Origin of the sequence: Chryseobacterium sp. C3, assembly GCF_014218905.1 — a bacterium.
Classification (GTDB): domain Bacteria; phylum Bacteroidota; class Bacteroidia; order Flavobacteriales; family Weeksellaceae; genus Chryseobacterium; species Chryseobacterium mucoviscidosis.
In genome coordinates, this window is the sequence record NZ_JACLCU010000008.1 from 171020 (window position 1) to 187630 (window position 16611).

A 16611-nucleotide genomic window follows, 5' to 3' on the forward strand; every position below is an offset into this window, starting at 1 on the left:
TTTTTTACTGAAAAAAAAATCCGAAGCATTTAAAACTTCGGATTTTATATTTTAATGATAAACAATATCGTAGATTTCGTCTTTTACTTCCTTTAGACTTTCAGGTTGATAATTAGCAAGAAGCCATAAATTCAAAGGATTTTTTCCTTCGCCGTAACTTGGCTGAACATACATTTCATCAATCAGGCTGAAACCATTTTTCTGATAAAAAGAATAGCGTCTTTTCGTATCTTCGGTTAAATGCCCGTGTTCTATCTCCAGAACAATTCTTGGATAATTTTCAAAAAGATAACGGGTAATGTGAGATCCCAGTTTCTGGCTTCTGAATTCCTCAAACACTTCAAAATGTTCCACAAAAGCAAAATTGCTGAGTTCCCAGATGATGAGGTAGCCTATATTTTTAGCTTCGTGAAGTACAGAAATTATTTTCACTTTAGGGTGTGAGAACAGCGGAGACAATTTGTCCCAGTCTCTTCTTTCGTCTGCGGGAAACGTTTTGCAGTATGCCTCAAAAATTTCCTTAACCCTGTAATCTTCTGTAGAAGTGATGTGTAAAAATTCCATATCTATAAATCAAAAACATTGGGTCTTCTAGTGATAAAAATATCTTTTACCCAAAGTGTGAATGCCAGTCCCAGATAAATTAAAAAGAAAAATCCTGCCGTTGCAAAAGTAGAGTAGATGAAAAATACTCTCAGTTTAGAAACAGGAATTCCGAGTTTTGCGCCCGTTCTTGTAAGAACGCCAAACCATTCTCTTTCCATTTTGTGGCGAATATTGTCAAGCATTTGAAGATTCTTTTAAAATTTTAAATCCAATACCGCAATTTAAGCAATTTTTTCCTTCACAGGAATTTTTAAAATGATAAATCAGGCTTTGCGATTCCAGTGCTGTTTTACACTTCAAGCCCAGCTTTTTCCAGTCAGCAATAACTGAATTTTTTTCGGAGGGAATGTTTTTGTAGAAAAGCAGAATTTCGTCTGCAATTTCTTCGTTGTGATATTGATGATAGGTATATTTTAAAGGTAAAATAGTGTTCAAAATAATCAATTCGATAAAATCCCGCGATACAACTTTGTGCTGATTTACCGATGATATTTTCCCGAAATTATAATGATTGTTCCAGTATTCGGAAGCTTTTACATTCTTAAAAATTTCGAAAAGCTCTTCTGTATTTTTTACATGGATGATTTTTGAAAATAAGTTCTGATGCAGGAAATAAAGGTTCGCCAACTGCGACAAACGGAGCGTAGGAAAATTGGGTGGTCGTAATCTGAGAAATTTAGGGTGAAATTTAAGATCGGAAATGTTGAATTTTGCCTTAATAAAATCAAATTCCCGCTTCCAGATTTTCATCGTTTCATCCTCAGGATTTTCCAGCCAGCCGGAAACACCGAAAAATAAAGCTTCCAGTTGGGTTTCGTTTTGCCGGATCTTATTAATGATGGTGAAATCTATGCTTTCCGCAATTTGCCTGAAAATAAATGCATTCACCTTTAATCCGAAAGAATAGGCTAAAGAATGAAATAAAACGGCTTCAAAATTATTTTTAAACTGAGCTAAATTCTTCTCAAATTCTAAAGATTTCTCCGCCAGTTTTTTAAGAACATTTTCTTCATGAAATTGAACCGGAATTTTGCCGGGATCAAAAATATTTTCGCAGGGAACAAACTGTGTTCCGCCGATCAGTTTTTCATATTTCCACAGGATATTTTCGTCGATATGATCTTTTAATTCTATGGTAGGAATGTTTCTGTTTTTTAGTTCCTCAATCTCGCAATCGTTCTGAAAAACGACATGAAGAATTATATTCTGATAGTTGGGATCGTGTGAATGGTTGTGAAAGATCCAGTCGGAAGATTTTAAATGAAGTTCGATGTTTCCTGCAAAAGTAATCTCATTGATCTTTACCTTCGCCGCCAGAAAATCAGGACCGGAATCTGTATTCCATTTCCCGAAGTCTAAAATTTCAACAGGATTGCCTTCAAGATCTTTGAAGTCGAAATGCTTGAACACTTTATAGTTCCAGAGATATTGTAGTAGTTTTTCGGTCATGGGTGTTTAATGCAAATATAGAATAAAAATGATTTAAAAATATTAAATATTTGAAAATCAATTAAATAAGAAAATTATTTTATGAATAATTCAAAATTCATAAATCCTTTCAAAGAAAATAATTATTTGCATGAAAAATATTAATCTTCCAAAACTCGATGTATAAAAAAGCTGCATCCTTTTGAATGCAGCCGTTGTATTTTTATGGTATAAACCTCACAGGTTTTTAAAAACCTGTGAGGTTTTGTAATTCCAATTCCAATTTTTTTCAATATAAAACTATGCTTTGGTAAGTTCACTTTTGAAATTTTCGATGGTAGTTCTGTACATTTCTTCGTAGATCGGAAGAATATTTTTAAGGTCGAATTTTATCGCCTGTTCTTTGGCATTGATTTTCATCTTCGCCAGAAGTTCGTCGTTACTTAATAACTTGATGGTGTAATTGCTCATCGCTTCCACATTTCCGATCTCGGCAAGAAAACCTGTTTCTCCCTGAATGTTTACTTCCGGAATTCCTCCTGCATTCGAGCTGATGACCGGAGTGTTGGCTGCCATTGCTTCCAGTGCGGCAAGACCAAAGCTTTCCTGTTCAGAAGGCAGTAAGAATACATCCGAAAGCTGAAGGATCCTGTAAAGATCATTTACTTTACCCAAAAGACGGATTTTTGAAATCAGATCCGGATTTTCTTCCAGAAACTGGTTTACTTTCTCCATATCGGGACCTTCTCCGATGATGATGAGTTTGGATTTTACCTTTTTCTGAACATTCTTGAAAATCTGCAATACTTCTTCCACACGTTTTACAGGACGCAGGTTAGATACGTGGATCAGGATTTTTTCGTCCGGATTGGCAAACTGTGTTCTCTGGCATTCGTTGCATTCGTCAAATTCAGAATTATCGATAAAATTCGTAATCACCTGAATTTCTTTTTTAATCTTAAAGAACTGGAGCGTATCTCTTTTCAGACTTTCCGACACCGAAGTGATCGCATCCGATTGATTGATGGAGAATTCCACGGCGTGTTTGTAACTTGGATGCTGCCCGACCAATGTAATGTCTGTTCCGTGAAGGGTTGTAACCAAGGGAATATCGTTGTCGTCTTCCTTCAGCATCTGTTTGGCTGTAAACGCAGCATAAGCGTAAGGAATCGCGTAGTGTGCATGAAGCAGATCCAGTTTGTAGAGATTCACCACTCGGTAAATCATCGAGCTCAGCGCAATATCATAAGGCTGATATTGGAAAAGCGGATAAGTCTGAACATTTACCCTGTGAAAGAAAATATTCGGATTGGTAATATCTAATCTCGCAGGTAGCGCACTGCTGATGAAGTGGACTTCATAGCCTTTGTTGGCAAGCGACATTCCGAGTTCTGTTGCTACAATTCCGCTTCCTCCGTAGGTGGGATAGCAAAGTATGCCTATTTTCATTTATTTTTTTGGTTTTGATGTTGTAAATTTTAGAATTTACACCTTTTATTTTACAATTGCTGGAATGAGATCCATTCCCATTCCTGCCTTCAAAGTATCATTTACCAGAACAGGAAGTCTGCCTTGGATTTTTGTTTTTCCGTTGTATGCATCGGCTGTTGCGTTCATGGAGTCTTCATTGTTTTCATATGAAACCAGAACGGTAGAAACTTTAGAAATATCAATATCCTTCAATGAATAAGCACTTCCGAAAACATTTAGAATCACATTTTGGTTTTTCGTAAGATCGGATAATACTTTTTTTGAAGCGTCCGAGATTTTATATGGTTTGTAAGCCGTAGAATTATCTTTATGGAAACCGACAATCACTGTGGAATTTGCAGGAATCGTAGCAATTTCATCAGCTTTTTTAATCGTAATATTTGAACCTAATCGATTGACAAACGTCTGATAAGGAGCTTCTTCCAACGGAACGTAATAGGTTTGTTTTCCGTTTAACGGAAGTAGTTTTTTTTCATCCTTCAGTAAAGTGATCGCATTTGAATAGAGATTCTGAACTAAAGTTTTATGAGAATCATTATTTAAGTCTGAATTGATGTTTTCGGGATTCTTAGGAGTGTATTTCTCAAGCCCTAAAAAGTATTTGGTTAAAAGAATCTTTTTCACACTTTCCTCCACTCTGGATTGTGAAATTTCGCCGCTTTCAATAGCTTTCTGAATTAGTTTTTTTCCTTCTGCAACTCCCTGTGAAAACAGCATGATATCGTTTCCGGCTTTAAAAGCCATTGCATCCAGTTCTCCGGGTTTGTATCTGTTCGCAACAGCGCCCATATTAAGAGCATCGGTAATAATTAACCCTTTATATCCAAGCTTATTTTTCAACAGTCCGGTAATAATGTTTTTAGAAACGGAAGCAGGAATTCCTTTGGTGGTTTCCAATGCAGGAACATATAAATGAGCCACCATAACACCGCCGATTCCCTGATTGATAAGAGCTTTGTAAGGTGCCAATTCAACAGCGTTAAGTCGGTCTAAATTGTGAGCAATTAAAGGAAGATCCGCATGAGAATCTGTACTTGTATCTCCATGTCCCGGAAAATGCTTAATCGCCGCTAAAATATTGTTATTCTGAAGTCCGTTTGCGTAAGCTGATGCAGAATTCACCACATTACTTACTTCCGAACCGAAGCTTCTGTTTCCGATAATCGGGTTGTTCGGATTGGTATTTACATCCACAACCGGCGCAAAATCCCAGTTGATGCCCATTCGGTGACAGTCTTCAGCAATTTTAGCCGACATTTTTTCAATTAAACTTTTATCCTGAATAGCTCCCAAAGTCATTGCCCACGGAAATTTGTGTGCAGTTGCAATTCTCTGGTATAGTCCCCATTCTGCATCCATCCCGATCATTAAAGGAACTTTAGATTTCTGCTGAAATTCATTTACCAAAGTGATTTCTCTTGCCGCATCGTCCTGCATCAGAATTAATCCTCCGATCTTATCATTGGCAACAATATTTCTTACTTTTTCAATTTCACTTTCTCCTCTATTGGTGTAAAGTGCCACAATGAAAAGCTGTCCCAGTTTTTCGTCCTGAGACAGGTTTTTATAGGTTTTATCTACCCATTGGTTTGCCTTTTTCAAATCGTCTTTAGAAATATTTTTAGGCTGATATTGAGCAGATAGTTTTGAGCTTGAAAATATGAAAATGAAAAGTGAACTGTAAATAAGCTTCTTCATAATTTTTTGAATAAGAACAAAAATACAATTAAAAAAATGATGAAAACAAAGTTTTTGAAATTTTTGGTATATGATTTGAATACGGATTATAAATAATAAACAACTAAACTTTTATAAAATGAAAAAATTTCTTCCAATCTTAATAATGGCTTTTGTAAGTTTATTTATATTTAGCTGTGATAATAATGATAATACTGTTGGTGATGGTGATACATATCCAAAGATGAGAGATGTTTCCGGAAGTTTTACAAGTTCAAACGGGTATTCTTTTACTGTTCCTATTAACATAGAAAGTACAGATGTGGTTTTAGTATACAGAAGAGACCCGGCTGCAAGTAATGCTTGGCAATTAATTCCTAAAACCTATTATCTTTCAGGAGGTAGAGAATTAGATTATAATGCACTTTTCAGTTCTCAAAATCTTGAAATTTATACAGAAGCGAACTTTGACCAAGCAACAATGACATCTTCTGAGATGAGTACTTACCTGAATAACCAGACGTTCAGAGTTGTTTTAGTTCCGGCTAGTCCTGCTAAAAATTCATCCACTGTAGATACAAGTGATTACAATGCGGTAATTAAATATTATAACTTAGATGAATCTAAAGTAATCACTGTTAAAGCAAATTAAGAATATATCTTTTCAGTTTTTTATAATTACAAAAAAGCTCCGGAATTTCTTTCGGAGCTTTTGCTTTTTTATTTATCGCTGTCATCGAGTAAATGACCAAAATAATCTTTCTTTGTCTGTAAATATCCTTTACTTATCTCATTTGCCGGTATCTGCAACGGAACTCTTGAGTTAAGATGAATATTGCTTTCGGTTACGTATTTTACTTTTTCAGGATTGTTGGTAAGAAGATTAATGTCTTTTACCCCCAATAAATTTAGGATTTCAATGGCAACTCCAAAGTTTCTGTCATCCGCCGGAAGTCCAAGTTTTAAATTGGCTTCTACGGTATCAAAACCTTTTTCCTGTAAAGAGTATGCTTTTAATTTATTGATGATCCCGATGTTTCTTCCTTCCTGACGAAGGTAAATGATAATTCCTCCATTTTCATGGATGTATTTCATCGCAGCATCTAATTGCTGTCCGCATTCACATTTTTTGGAATGGAAAACTTCCCCGGTAATACATTCTGAATGAAAACGCACGTTTACAGGTTTGGAAAAATCTGTATTTTCTGCAACGATCGCCATGTGAGGCATCCAGTCGTTTTCGTTTTCAGAAAGCGCGATCATTCGGAACGTTCCGTATTCCGTAGGAACGTTGGATTCCGCCTGAATTTTAATCATTAATTCCTAATTGGTTTTTTAATTTCTTTTTACAGAATCTTCTATCGCAGAAATGTTGGTTTTTAATCTTACCAGATATCTGTTGAGAACCTCATTGTCGTCCCCTTTAAGATTCTGTCTTAGCTTTTGAATTTTTTTATAGGATTTTTCAAAGTCTTTTATTGCTCTGTTTTTCCCTTGAAGATTTCCTGCATCTATAGCGTAAAGATAATTTTGCAGGCTGTACTTTAAAATAGTGATTTCGGTATTTAAAGCATTGTTTTTAAACTGTGGAAAAGTAGCAATAAGATTGGATATTTCTGAAGCATTTACATTGTCACCAACATTAACTTCGATGTTATTTTTGGCTCCTTTATCAGAATCTGATCCTTTGGTTTCGCTATAAAAACTATTCGACAACGGAGAAAAATTGGGTTTTTCCGTTGCGCAGGAAGATATTATAATTAGTAGTACTCCAAAAAAAATTATTCGTTTCATTTTTGCTGCCCCTTTTGATAAAGGATTGGGTTAAGACTTTCATCATTGTACATTTTCATTTGTTTGTACACTTTCATCTTAACATCTCCGTTCTCGATATCAGTAAGCAACTGATTTATAGAAGTGGAAAGATCTTCATGCTGGGTAAGAAGAACATCCAGTTTGGCTTTACAAGCTGCTCTGTGCTCTTCTGAAGCAGATTCTCTATAGGCTTCCTGCGACATATGATAAACCTTTAATGCCAGAATTGATAACCTGTCTACCGCCCATGCGATTGTTTCGGTATTAATTTTTGCATCAGGTTTAGGAGTAATATTTTCAAACTTTTTCAGAAACCAGCTGTCGATGAATTCTACCAGATCAGTTCTTTTCTGATTGGAAGCATCAATAGTTCTTTTCAGTTGAAGAGCTTCAGTGGGATCTATATTTTCATCTCTAATTATATCTTCCAAATGCCATTGAACGGTGTCAATCCAGTTTTTAGCATACAAAATCCGTTCCAAAGTATCCTTTTCGAACGGGTTATTAATTAGAGTGTTAACGTCATCAGACACGTGATAGTCTTCAATAGCCTGATTGAAGACTTTCCATGCAGTCTCAGTAAAATTCATTGAGTGTGAAGAATTGTTTAGTTGCTCGAAGAGTTGTTGTTTGTTGTCTTATTTTCAGAACCCGGTTTGTCCTCTTCTTTTACAGCATCTTTAAATTCTTTGATACCCGAACCTACACCTCTCATTAGTTCAGGAATTTTTTTTCCTCCGAAAAGTAAAAGCAGAATGATCGCTACGATCAAAATGTGTTGCCAAGATAATGACAGTATTGTTAATGTATTCATTTCTAAAATTTTTACAAAGTTAGTCTTTTTTTAATAAGAAACCCAACCTAATGGATCTACCGGAGTACTTCCGTTCCATACCTGAAAATCAAGGGTATAGGTTCCGTCAAAATCCTGTCCTACTACTCCGACCGGTGTTCCTGCAGAAACCTGCTGTCCTTTGGAAACACTTACGCCGGAAAGATTGGAATAGATGGTAAAATAATTTCCGTGTCTCAGCATAACGGTTTTTGTTCCGTCGCTGTTTGCCAATACTGAAGATACAGTTCCCGGAAATACAGATTTTGCTCTGGTTCCGGAAGGTACGGAGATTTTTATCCCGTTATTTTCTTCATCAATATTTTTAAATACAGGATGAGGATGTCTCCCGAAACGGTGCGTAATCTGCCCGATTCTGTCTGCAGGATATCCTAATCTTCCTTTATTGTCTGCAAAATTACTTCCCGCAACAGTAGTAACGCCATAATTGGTCATTGCTTTGCTTTCTGCAGCTTTTTTGTCATCCTCTTTTTTCTTTGCTAAAGCAGCTTCTGCGGCTCTTGCGGCAGTTAGTTTATCAGATGCTTCTTTCGCTTTTGCTGCTGCTTCGTCTGATGCTTTCTTCGCGGCTACTTTTCTAGCCTCATCTCTTGCTGTTGCTTCGGAACGAGCTGCCTCTTCATTACGTTTTCTCTCTTCTTCCGCTCTTTTATCGGCTAATTCTCTGGCTTTTCTTGCTTCCACTTCGGCTGCCAGTCTTTCTTTTTCCAAAGCTTCTGCTCTTGCTTTAGCTTCTGCCTCAATTCTTGCTTTTTCTCTTTCAGCCGCTATTTTTGCCAGACGTATTTTTTCTGCTTCTGCTTTTTTTCTTGCTTCCTCTTCTGCTTTGGCTATGCGGATTTCTTCTGCAATAATGCTTCTGATCTGTCCTTCCAAAGCTTTAGACTGAGTCTGCTTCTGTCTTAGTTCAGCAGTAAGTTTAGATTCATTTTTCTTAAATTCTGCAACAAGCTGCTCCTTTTGAGCTCTTTCTGCATTTATCGTTGTTAAATCTTTTTGCTGACTAACCAATAAATTTGCTTTTTCTTTTACAGAGTTTTGTCTTCTGGCAATGGTCTGCTTTATTTTTTCTGCAGCATTGGTAATTTCAGCCGCTTTTTTATCCTGATAATCTGAATATTGCTTTAAATACTGAACTCTTCTTATCGCTTCTCCTAAATTTTTAGCCGAAAGGATAAACGTTACCTTGTTTTGTACTCCTTTATTTTTGTAGGCATTTACCAAAACCTTGGCATAATTGTCTCTTAAAACTTTAAGATCTTTATTCTGACGGTTAATTTCTAACTGACGCAGATAAATATCGTCCTCAATAAATCTTTTTTCCTTTTGGGTATTGGTATAAACTTTTTCTCTTAAAGCCAGTTTTTTATTAACATTATCAAGATAAGCAACAGAAAGTTTAGATTCTGTTCTTGTCTTTGCAAGGTCTGTATTTATTTGTGCAATTTGTTTTTTAAGTTCAGCATTTTGCTTTTGCAGCTGCTCTTTTTTCTGATTCTGCCCTTGGTGGAATCCGAACAGTAAAATACCTATTAAAAAGCTAAATTTTTTAATCATTGAATCTCAATTTTCTTATAACTAGATGGAACAGAATAAGGTGTTTCCATCCTCGAAAAATCAAATTTCGTATTTTCTATTAAAATCTGGCTGTTTTTACTTCCTTTTATAATTATTTTAACATTTTTTGGCAACTTTACATTATTTGGTTGAAGCTCCCAATCACTATATACGATCTGCATGGCATCATTGGATTTAGCATCCCTCAAATTTACTGTTGTAAGATCAAAATCCTCCGAATATTGCATCATGATTTTATATTCCCTTTCAATATTTTCGGTAGAAATTTTGATGTTGGAAATAGATTCCACAAGATAGCCATCAGTATTTTTTACGATTTTTGCATTTTTATCGCTTAAAGTGAAAAACGTTCTTCCTTCCAAAAGTTTTTCAAGATTTTTATAATCAATAAAATTAACGTTCAGAAGATTATTCAGGTAATCAAAATCCGAATCGATATAGTTTTTGTTGTATTTATCCATCGCCTTGATTCCTTGCGGAGTAATTAAAGCTCTTGCTGCATTAAAAAACAGAAAGTCTATTCTGGACCATATTTTTTTATCGGTTTCAATATAAATAACTGCATCCAGCGGACTTACTTTTATGTTGTCTGCCGTTATTTTGCTGGTAATTTTAAGATATTCAAACTGTGGATGAAGATAAATTTTCTGATAAAAATCCATTCTGTCTCCAACATGATTTTCTTTTTTGTCAGGATCCTTCATGTCATTCAAAACGAGACTGTCGGTATTCTGATTTTGTTGCATGGCTGTTTTTCTGGATTTACAGTTAAAAAGAAATACAGTTAAAATAAGTAATGGAATCCACTTTTTCATGCCGGAAAATTTGATAAATTGTTGCAATATTAACGCCAAACCACACAAAACATTTTGTGTGGCTTGAAGATAATTTATTTATGGTAATATTTTATATTTTCGAAAAATTATTTAGACAAAAAATCCAAAACGGAATAATCTCCCAGAGAAATTTCCCTTGCAACGCCAAAATACTGTGCGGAATTACCAATCATTGAATTGGAAAGGTTTCCATGGTTGATTCTTGTATTTTCCTGAATCAGAGAGTTTTCTATATTTGAATTAACGATGATGGTGTTATTCCCTAAAGAAACTCCGGGACCCACTTTTGAGTTTGAAATTTTCACGTTTTCCCCGATAAAACATGGCTGAATGATTAATGAATTTTCGATCTGCGCTGAAGTCGGAAAATGAGACATTGCATCTCTTTCGTATTCAAGAATTTTGCTGTTGGTTTCTACGGTTGCGTTTTTGTTTCCGCAATCCATCCAGTCATTCACTTTTCCAAGAGTGAATTTTGCTCCTTTTGTTCTCAGGTTTTCCAGTGCTGTAGTCAGTTGATATTCACCACCGTTTTTAATATCATTGTCCATGATATAATTAATTTCATCCATCAGTTTCTCGGCACTGTTGAAATAATAAATACCGATAATGGCAAGATCCGAAACAAAAGTCTGAGGTTTTTCCACAAAATCTGTAATGAAACCGTAGTTATCTAATTTAACTACTCCGAAAGCAGAAGGATCTTCTACACTTTTTACCCAGATTACTCCATCCGAGTTTTTATCTAAAACAAAATCTGCACGGAATAAAGTATCTGCGAAAGCAATCACTACATCTCCTGTCATGGACTGTTCTGCACATTTAATGGCATGAGCCGTTCCAAGCGGATCATTCTGATAGTAAATACTTCCTTTTGCTCCCAGTTTTTCGGCAATCTGAATAAGAGATTTTTCAATCTCCGGACCAAAATCTCCAATGATAAAAGCTACTTCTTCAATAGTTTCCCCCGCAACTTTAGCAATATCTTCCACCAATCTTTGTACGATCGGTTTTCCCGCGATCGGAATAAGAGGTTTTGGTACAGTCAGTGTATGTGGACGTAATCTGGAACCGCGTCCAGCCATAGGAACAATAATTTTCATAAATTATATAAATATGTTTTTTTTGTTAGTTCTAATTTTTTATAAATATAGCAATAAAACCTTTGAGTGTGATAGTATCGCTAAGAGTTTTAAAGTTTTGTCTGATATAGTGAGAATCCGTTATAAGCAAATTCTTAGCCAATTTATCTTTTTATTTTAGAAAGAAGCATGTCTTTTTCGGAATAGATTAGAATGCCGGTGTAAATGATGAATAATAAATTCCCGATCCACAAGTTGTAATCAAAAAACTCAACAATCACATAGCTGAAAACTGCCAAAAGCGCAATGAAAAAAGATATTTTCTTCATTCTGTAAGGAATCGGATAATATTTTTGACCTAACCAATAAGAAAGAACCATCATTGAAAAATAGGCTGCCAAAGTTACCCATGCTGAAACCATGAAACCATAGGTTTTTAAAAAAGCAAAATTTAAAATAATGGTAATAATCGCTCCTGTCCATGAAATGTAAGTTCCAACTCTTGTCCGGTCGGTTACTTTATACCAAGTCGAAAGATTATAATAAATTCCGAAGAACAAGTTAGCAATAACGATAATAGGAATAATATTTATGGCAATCCAGTAAGAACTGTTCGGAACCAGCAAAAGCTTGATCCATGAAACGTTTGCAATTATGCCCAAAGCTACGACCGAAGCAAAAAAAGAAAAATATTCCGTTACTTTTGCATATGTAAGTTTAGCGTTTTCATTTTGCATTTGTTTAAAGAAGAACGGCTCAATTCCCATTCGGTAAGCGGTAACGAAAAGCGTCATTAAAACAGCCATTTTGTAGCATCCTCCATAAGCTCCTGCGTCTCCATCTTCAATTAAAAATCTTTGTATGAATTTATCAAAATTTTCATTTACCATGAACGCCAAACCAGCAATCATAATCGGCCATGAATATTTGATCATCTGAAGAAAAAGATCTTTTGAAAATTGAAATTTAACTTTTAAAATTACAGGTAAAACCAGCAAAACCCCTAAAAAGCTTGCCGCAAGATTGCTGTAAAAAGGATAAGAAACTTTTTCTTTTAAGCCTAATTTCAAAGAAAATTCCTGTGGTATATAAAGGAATAATGCAATTGCAAATGCACTTTGAAAAACAGCCTGAATTACTCGGATTGCAGTATATTTTATGGGTCTGTTATGAAATCTGAACCAAGCCAGAGGAATAACTAGAATGTTGTCGAAAAATGCAATCCATGCAAACCACGTGATGAATTCCGGAGTATTTGAATAATCAAAAATGTCTGCAATCGGCTGGTTAAATAATAAAACAAAGATTAAAAAAACAAAGGATAAACCTGTCAGAAACCAGAAAGAGGTGTTGAAAACTTTCTGCTCATTGTCTTTATCAGAGGAAAATCTGAAATAAGCAGTTTCAAAACCACACGAAAGGACAATATTGACGAAAGAAATCAGCGCATAGAGATTGGTGAAAATTGCAAAAGCACTGTTGTCGATATTTTTAATGAACAGATAATTAAGTAGTACAACAATTATCCTCGGCATAATCGCCCCGATTCCATAGATAATAGTTTCGTTAAGAAGTTTTTTCAAGATCTGAAATTTTATGCAAATGTAAATATTTAGAAATTGATTTTTTATCAGCCGCATTAAAATTCATTCATAAACCTTAATTTTGAAGAACTTTGTCAAAGTTTTAAACTTTGACAAAGTTGGAAGCATGGCTCCATCTCTAATTTGTAAAAAAAGTAAAAATGAAAACCTTAATCAAAAATGTAAAAATCGTAAACGAAGGAAAGATTGTTGAAGGCGATATTTTATTGGATAACGATTTAATTTCCAAAATAGATTCTCAAATTTCCGAGCAAGCAGATCAGGTTATTGATGGCGGTGGAAAATATCTTTTACCGGGTGTTATCGACGATCAGGTGCATTTTCGTGAACCGGGATTAACGCACAAAGGAGATATTGAAACAGAATCGAGATCGGCAATTGCAGGAGGAACAACCAGTTTTATCGAACAACCCAATACCGTTCCGAATGCGATAACACAGGAATTATTAGCAGATAAATACGAAATTGCCTCCCAAAAGTCTTACGCCAATTACGGTTTCATGATGGGCGGAACCAATGATAATCTGGAAGAAGTTTTAAAAACCAATCCAAAAAATGTTCCCGGAATTAAATTGTTTTTAGGTTCCTCCACCGGAAATATGTTGGTTGATAATCCTGAAACTTTAGAAAAAATCTTTAGCAATACAAAAATGCTCATTGCCGTTCACTGTGAAGATGAAGCAACGATCAAAGCAAATACTCAAAAATATCTTGATGAATACGGGGAAGATATTCCGGTGAAATTCCATCATTTGATAAGAAGTGAAGAAGCCTGTTATAAATCTTCATCCAAAGCCATTGAATTAGCAAAGAAAACAGGAGCCAGACTTCACGTTTTCCATTTGTCAACGGCAATAGAAACGGAGCTTTTCAGGAACGATATTCCTTTAAAAGATAAAAAAATTACCGCAGAAGTTTGTGTTCATCATTTAACATTTACCAATGAAGATTATGAAACCAGAGGCGGATTGATCAAATGGAATCCTGCCGTAAAAACGCAAAAAGACAAAGACGGACTTTGGGAAGCATTACTGGACGACAGAATTGATGTGATTGCAACGGATCATGCACCTCACACTTGGGAAGAAAAACAGAATCTGTATACAAAATGTCCTTCAGGAGCGCCTTTGGTTCAGCATTCTTTGGTGGTGATGCTTGAAAATTATAAGAACGGAAAAATTTCTTTAGAGAGAATTGTTGAGAAAATGGCTCATAATCCTGCCATTTTATTCAGAATTGAAAAAAGAGGTTTCATAAGAGAAGGCTATAAAGCAGATCTTGTTTTGGTAGATTTAAACGAAAACTGGACAGTCGAAAAAGAAAATATCCTCTACAAATGCGCTTGGAGTCCGTTGGAAGGAATGAATTTCCATTCTAAAGTCACCCATACTTTTGTCAACGGAAATCTTGTATACGAAAACGGAAAAATTAATGAACAGAAATTCGGGGAGCGTTTGCTTTTTGAAGTTCAGGAATAAGATCGACATAACCGATATCAATAGGAGCGGGCTTTAGCCCGCTTTTTCATTATTAATAACTTGAATTGGCTTTAGCCGAAACTTATCCCAAAGTTCGGATAAAGCCAATTTTTTATTTGGAATATTTAGATCAAATTCAGGCTAATTAAGAGTGGATACAAAAAAATCATTTCTCAGAAAAGCGAAAACCAATCCCATGAAGATTCTCAATGGAAATATTTTCTTCATCGGAAAAAACTTTTCGCAGTCTTGAAATAAAAACATCAAGGCTTCTTCCCATAAAATAATCATCATCGCCCCAGACTGCTTTAAGAATATCCTGTCTTTTGAGAACCGTATTTTTATTACGGATAAAAAACAACAACAGTTCAGATTCTCTCTGAGTAAGTGTTACTTTATTGTCAGAATTTTGTAAAGTGTAATTGTTCGGATCAAAATCATATTTTCCTACTCTGTATTTTTGTGGCGAAGATTCTTTTTTCTTAGATCTTCTCAGGAAGACTTCAATTTTAAGGATAAGCTCTTCAATGCTGAAAGGTTTTACCAGATAATCATCCGCTCCGATTTTCAATCCTTTGATGCGGTCTTCTTTCAATGCTTTGGCAGAAATAAAAATAATGGGAATTTCAGCATCTTTTTCTCTGATATGCTGTGCAACCTCAAAACCATTCATTTCGGGCATCATGATATCTAAAAGGCAGATGTCGAAACTTCCTCTGTTAAAAGCTTCCAGAGCAGATTTTCCGTCCGAATAACAGGAAATATCATAATGATTTTCCAGACTGTCCTGAATGAGGAACGCAATGGTTTTATCGTCTTCGGCGTAGAGAATTTTAGATTTTTCCATGATTACACATATTCTTTACAAAGGCAGAAACAGAGTCGTGGTAATTCCTTTATCATTATTATTTTCAACAGAAATCTTCCAGTTATGCTGCTGAACTACTTTTTTTACATAAAAAAGTCCCAGTCCGAAACCATTTACCTCATCGCTTTTTGAAGTGTTTACCCTGTAAAATTTATCAAAAATATGAGGAAGATTTTTCGCAGGAATCCCGATTCCGTTGTCTTTGAACTTTAAATATAAACCTTTTGTGTCATTTAAAGAAGAAATAATAATGTGCGGTTGGGTTTCGCAGTATTTTATGGAATTGTCCAGAATATTGTAAATGATATTGCTGAAATGAAATTCGTCGGCTATAACGGAAATATTATCATCAATAGATAAATCAATCGAAATGTTTTCATTCTTCTGCTTTACGGTTTCTGCAATTTCCTGAATGAAAGGCTTTAAAACAATTCGCTGCGGTTTCAGAGACAATCCTGAAGCATCATTTTTGGCAATATTCAGTATTTTTTCAATATGATTATTCAGTTTGTGGCTCTGATCCGTGATGATGGAAGTATACGTTTGTAATTTGGGATTTTCCTTGATCTGTTCCTGCTTGGTTAAAGCTTCTGAAGCCAGCAATATCGATGAAAGAGGTGTTTTGAATTCATGCGTCATATTATTGATGAAATCTCTTTGCAGCTCCGAGAATTTTTTCTGCTGAATAATCGTATAAATGGAATATACATACACAAGGAGAATGATAATCAGGGCAAAGGTGAGAAGATACCAGAAGCGTAACGAACTGATGAGATACGTGGTTTTATCCGGAAAACGGATGGAAAAATAATACACCAGATTTTTATGCTTCGGAAATTTAATCACTTTTTCATTCGGGCTTTCCTGATGTTTGGATACGAATTTTCCGTAGATCATCTGATCGCTGTGGCAATTGTACAATGCGTAAACATAATCGGTATTGATCTGAAAACGTGTGAATTCGGTTTTCAGGTAGTGTTCCAGAACTTCAGGGTGAAATTCATTGTTAATATTTACCACGTAATAATCATTGGAAATATTCTGAACCGGACTTTCCGTAAAGGAAGTTTTTCCGCCGGAAAGTTTTTCAACCACTTCCAGTAAAGCAATGTTTACAGTCTGATTGAATTTCTTGTCTTCAAGATTATAAGCCTGTCGTGTCCACAAAAGCTGTGCTATCAGAATTCCGATAATAGCAACAAAACCAAGCGTTATAATAATATTGAGTTTCTTTATTTCCATTTTACAGGAACAATAATATCCAAAAATATCTATTAATTCCTGATCATTAACAA

17 protein-coding genes are annotated in these 16611 nt (G+C 35.2%); 2 read left to right on the plus strand and 15 right to left on the minus strand.

Annotated features, from left to right (window positions below; genetic code table 11):
- Positions 1 to 51: 51 nt before the first annotated feature.
- The 5 genes from H6W53_RS17810 to H6W53_RS17830 form a co-directional block, all read right to left on the minus strand.
- Positions 52 to 564, minus strand: a complete 513-nt coding sequence (locus H6W53_RS17810; protein WP_185208698.1) for a GNAT family N-acetyltransferase — start codon at positions 562 to 564, stop codon at positions 52 to 54.
- A 2-nt stretch (positions 565 to 566) separates the two neighbouring features.
- Positions 567 to 788, minus strand: a complete 222-nt coding sequence (locus tag H6W53_RS17815; protein ID WP_029297636.1) for a PspC family transcriptional regulator — start codon at positions 786 to 788, stop codon at positions 567 to 569.
- Positions 781 to 2055: a DUF2851 family protein gene (locus H6W53_RS17820; RefSeq protein WP_185208700.1), complete on the minus strand. Its 1275-nt coding sequence runs from the start codon at positions 2053 to 2055 to the stop codon at positions 781 to 783. The genes H6W53_RS17815 and H6W53_RS17820 overlap by 8 nt, the downstream gene beginning before the upstream one ends.
- Before the next feature lie 279 nt (positions 2056 to 2334).
- The gene (gene bshA / locus H6W53_RS17825) at positions 2335 to 3483 is read right to left on the minus strand and encodes an N-acetyl-alpha-D-glucosaminyl L-malate synthase BshA (RefSeq protein WP_185208702.1); all 1149 of its coding nucleotides are present in this window, start codon (positions 3481 to 3483) and stop codon (positions 2335 to 2337) included.
- 45 nt (positions 3484 to 3528) lie between these two features.
- On the minus strand, positions 3529 to 5223 hold the full coding sequence (locus H6W53_RS17830; RefSeq protein ID WP_185208704.1) for a glycoside hydrolase family 3 protein: 1695 nt from the start codon (positions 5221 to 5223) through the stop codon (positions 3529 to 3531).
- A 118-nt stretch (positions 5224 to 5341) separates the two neighbouring features.
- Between H6W53_RS17830 and H6W53_RS17835 the strand changes: the two genes are divergently transcribed.
- Entirely contained in the window at positions 5342 to 5854 is a 513-nt protein-coding gene (locus tag H6W53_RS17835) for a hypothetical protein (protein ID WP_185208706.1), read from the plus strand.
- A 68-nt stretch (positions 5855 to 5922) separates the two neighbouring features.
- On the opposite strand, the gene ribA is transcribed toward H6W53_RS17835, so the two are convergent.
- The 8 genes from ribA to H6W53_RS17875 all read right to left on the minus strand — a co-directional run bounded on the left by ribA (position 5923) and on the right by H6W53_RS17875 (position 12949).
- A complete protein-coding gene (ribA, locus tag H6W53_RS17840; protein WP_076395085.1) occupies positions 5923 to 6519 on the minus strand; it encodes a GTP cyclohydrolase II in 597 nt (198 codons plus the stop codon).
- 18 nt (positions 6520 to 6537) lie between these two features.
- Complete coding sequence (locus H6W53_RS17845) at positions 6538 to 6996, minus strand: hypothetical protein (RefSeq protein ID WP_185208708.1); 459 nt, start codon at positions 6994 to 6996, stop codon at positions 6538 to 6540.
- A complete protein-coding gene (locus H6W53_RS17850; protein ID WP_087707868.1) occupies positions 6993 to 7607 on the minus strand; it encodes a DUF4254 domain-containing protein in 615 nt (204 codons plus the stop codon). Before H6W53_RS17850 ends, H6W53_RS17845 begins: the two co-directional genes overlap by 4 nt.
- 17 nt (positions 7608 to 7624) lie before the next feature.
- Positions 7625 to 7831, minus strand: coding sequence for a twin-arginine translocase TatA/TatE family subunit (locus tag H6W53_RS17855; RefSeq protein WP_042721620.1), 207 nt, complete (start codon positions 7829 to 7831; stop codon positions 7625 to 7627).
- A 30-nt stretch (positions 7832 to 7861) separates the two neighbouring features.
- Entirely contained in the window at positions 7862 to 9427 is a 1566-nt protein-coding gene (locus H6W53_RS17860; protein WP_087707866.1) for a peptidoglycan DD-metalloendopeptidase family protein, read from the minus strand.
- Positions 9424 to 10263 (minus strand): DUF4292 domain-containing protein, encoded by an 840-nt coding sequence (locus H6W53_RS17865; protein WP_185208710.1) that lies wholly within the window; start codon positions 10261 to 10263, stop codon positions 9424 to 9426. Before H6W53_RS17865 ends, H6W53_RS17860 begins: the two co-directional genes overlap by 4 nt.
- Positions 10264 to 10370: 107 nt before the next feature.
- Positions 10371 to 11387, minus strand: a complete 1017-nt coding sequence (locus H6W53_RS17870) for a sugar phosphate nucleotidyltransferase (protein WP_185208712.1) — start codon at positions 11385 to 11387, stop codon at positions 10371 to 10373.
- Between the two features lie 143 nt (positions 11388 to 11530).
- A complete protein-coding gene (locus tag H6W53_RS17875) occupies positions 11531 to 12949 on the minus strand; it encodes a lipopolysaccharide biosynthesis protein (protein WP_185208715.1) in 1419 nt (472 codons plus the stop codon).
- Positions 12950 to 13110: 161 nt separating this feature from the next.
- Here H6W53_RS17875 and H6W53_RS17880 point away from each other — a divergent pair, with 161 nt between their 5' ends.
- Positions 13111 to 14448: a dihydroorotase gene (locus H6W53_RS17880; RefSeq protein WP_185208717.1), complete on the plus strand. Its 1338-nt coding sequence runs from the start codon at positions 13111 to 13113 to the stop codon at positions 14446 to 14448.
- A 166-nt stretch (positions 14449 to 14614) separates the two neighbouring features.
- Here the strand turns inward: H6W53_RS17880 and H6W53_RS17885 are convergent, their stop codons facing one another.
- Complete coding sequence (locus tag H6W53_RS17885) at positions 14615 to 15295, minus strand: response regulator transcription factor (RefSeq protein WP_185208720.1); 681 nt, start codon at positions 15293 to 15295, stop codon at positions 14615 to 14617.
- A gap of 15 nt (positions 15296 to 15310) precedes the next feature.
- Complete coding sequence (locus tag H6W53_RS17890) at positions 15311 to 16558, minus strand: sensor histidine kinase (protein WP_185208722.1); 1248 nt, start codon at positions 16556 to 16558, stop codon at positions 15311 to 15313.
- Between the last annotated feature and the right edge of the window lie 53 nt (positions 16559 to 16611).

Excerpts from the sequence above, each read along its gene's own strand:
- H6W53_RS17810 (WP_185208698.1), bottom strand. The coding sequence starts at position 564 with ATGGAATTTTTACACATCACTTCTACAGAAGATTACAGGGTTAAGGAA.
- H6W53_RS17815 (WP_029297636.1), bottom strand. The coding sequence starts at position 788 with ATGCTTGACAATATTCGCCACAAAATGGAAAGAGAATGGTTTGGCGTT.
- H6W53_RS17820 (WP_185208700.1), bottom strand. The coding sequence starts at position 2,055 with ATGACCGAAAAACTACTACAATATCTCTGGAACTATAAAGTGTTCAAG.
- bshA (WP_185208702.1), bottom strand. The coding sequence starts at position 3,483 with ATGAAAATAGGCATACTTTGCTATCCCACCTACGGAGGAAGCGGAATT.
- H6W53_RS17830 (WP_185208704.1), bottom strand. The coding sequence starts at position 5,223 with ATGAAGAAGCTTATTTACAGTTCACTTTTCATTTTCATATTTTCAAGC.
- H6W53_RS17835 (WP_185208706.1), top strand. The coding sequence starts at position 5,342 with ATGAAAAAATTTCTTCCAATCTTAATAATGGCTTTTGTAAGTTTATTT.
- ribA (WP_076395085.1), bottom strand. The coding sequence starts at position 6,519 with ATGATTAAAATTCAGGCGGAATCCAACGTTCCTACGGAATACGGAACG.
- H6W53_RS17845 (WP_185208708.1), bottom strand. The coding sequence starts at position 6,996 with ATGAAACGAATAATTTTTTTTGGAGTACTACTAATTATAATATCTTCC.
- H6W53_RS17850 (WP_087707868.1), bottom strand. The coding sequence starts at position 7,607 with ATGAATTTTACTGAGACTGCATGGAAAGTCTTCAATCAGGCTATTGAA.
- H6W53_RS17855 (WP_042721620.1), bottom strand. The coding sequence starts at position 7,831 with ATGAATACATTAACAATACTGTCATTATCTTGGCAACACATTTTGATC.
- H6W53_RS17860 (WP_087707866.1), bottom strand. The coding sequence starts at position 9,427 with ATGATTAAAAAATTTAGCTTTTTAATAGGTATTTTACTGTTCGGATTC.
- H6W53_RS17865 (WP_185208710.1), bottom strand. The coding sequence starts at position 10,263 with ATGAAAAAGTGGATTCCATTACTTATTTTAACTGTATTTCTTTTTAAC.
- H6W53_RS17870 (WP_185208712.1), bottom strand. The coding sequence starts at position 11,387 with ATGAAAATTATTGTTCCTATGGCTGGACGCGGTTCCAGATTACGTCCA.
- H6W53_RS17880 (WP_185208717.1), top strand. The coding sequence starts at position 13,111 with ATGAAAACCTTAATCAAAAATGTAAAAATCGTAAACGAAGGAAAGATT.
- H6W53_RS17885 (WP_185208720.1), bottom strand. The coding sequence starts at position 15,295 with ATGGAAAAATCTAAAATTCTCTACGCCGAAGACGATAAAACCATTGCG.
- H6W53_RS17890 (WP_185208722.1), bottom strand. The coding sequence starts at position 16,558 with ATGGAAATAAAGAAACTCAATATTATTATAACGCTTGGTTTTGTTGCT.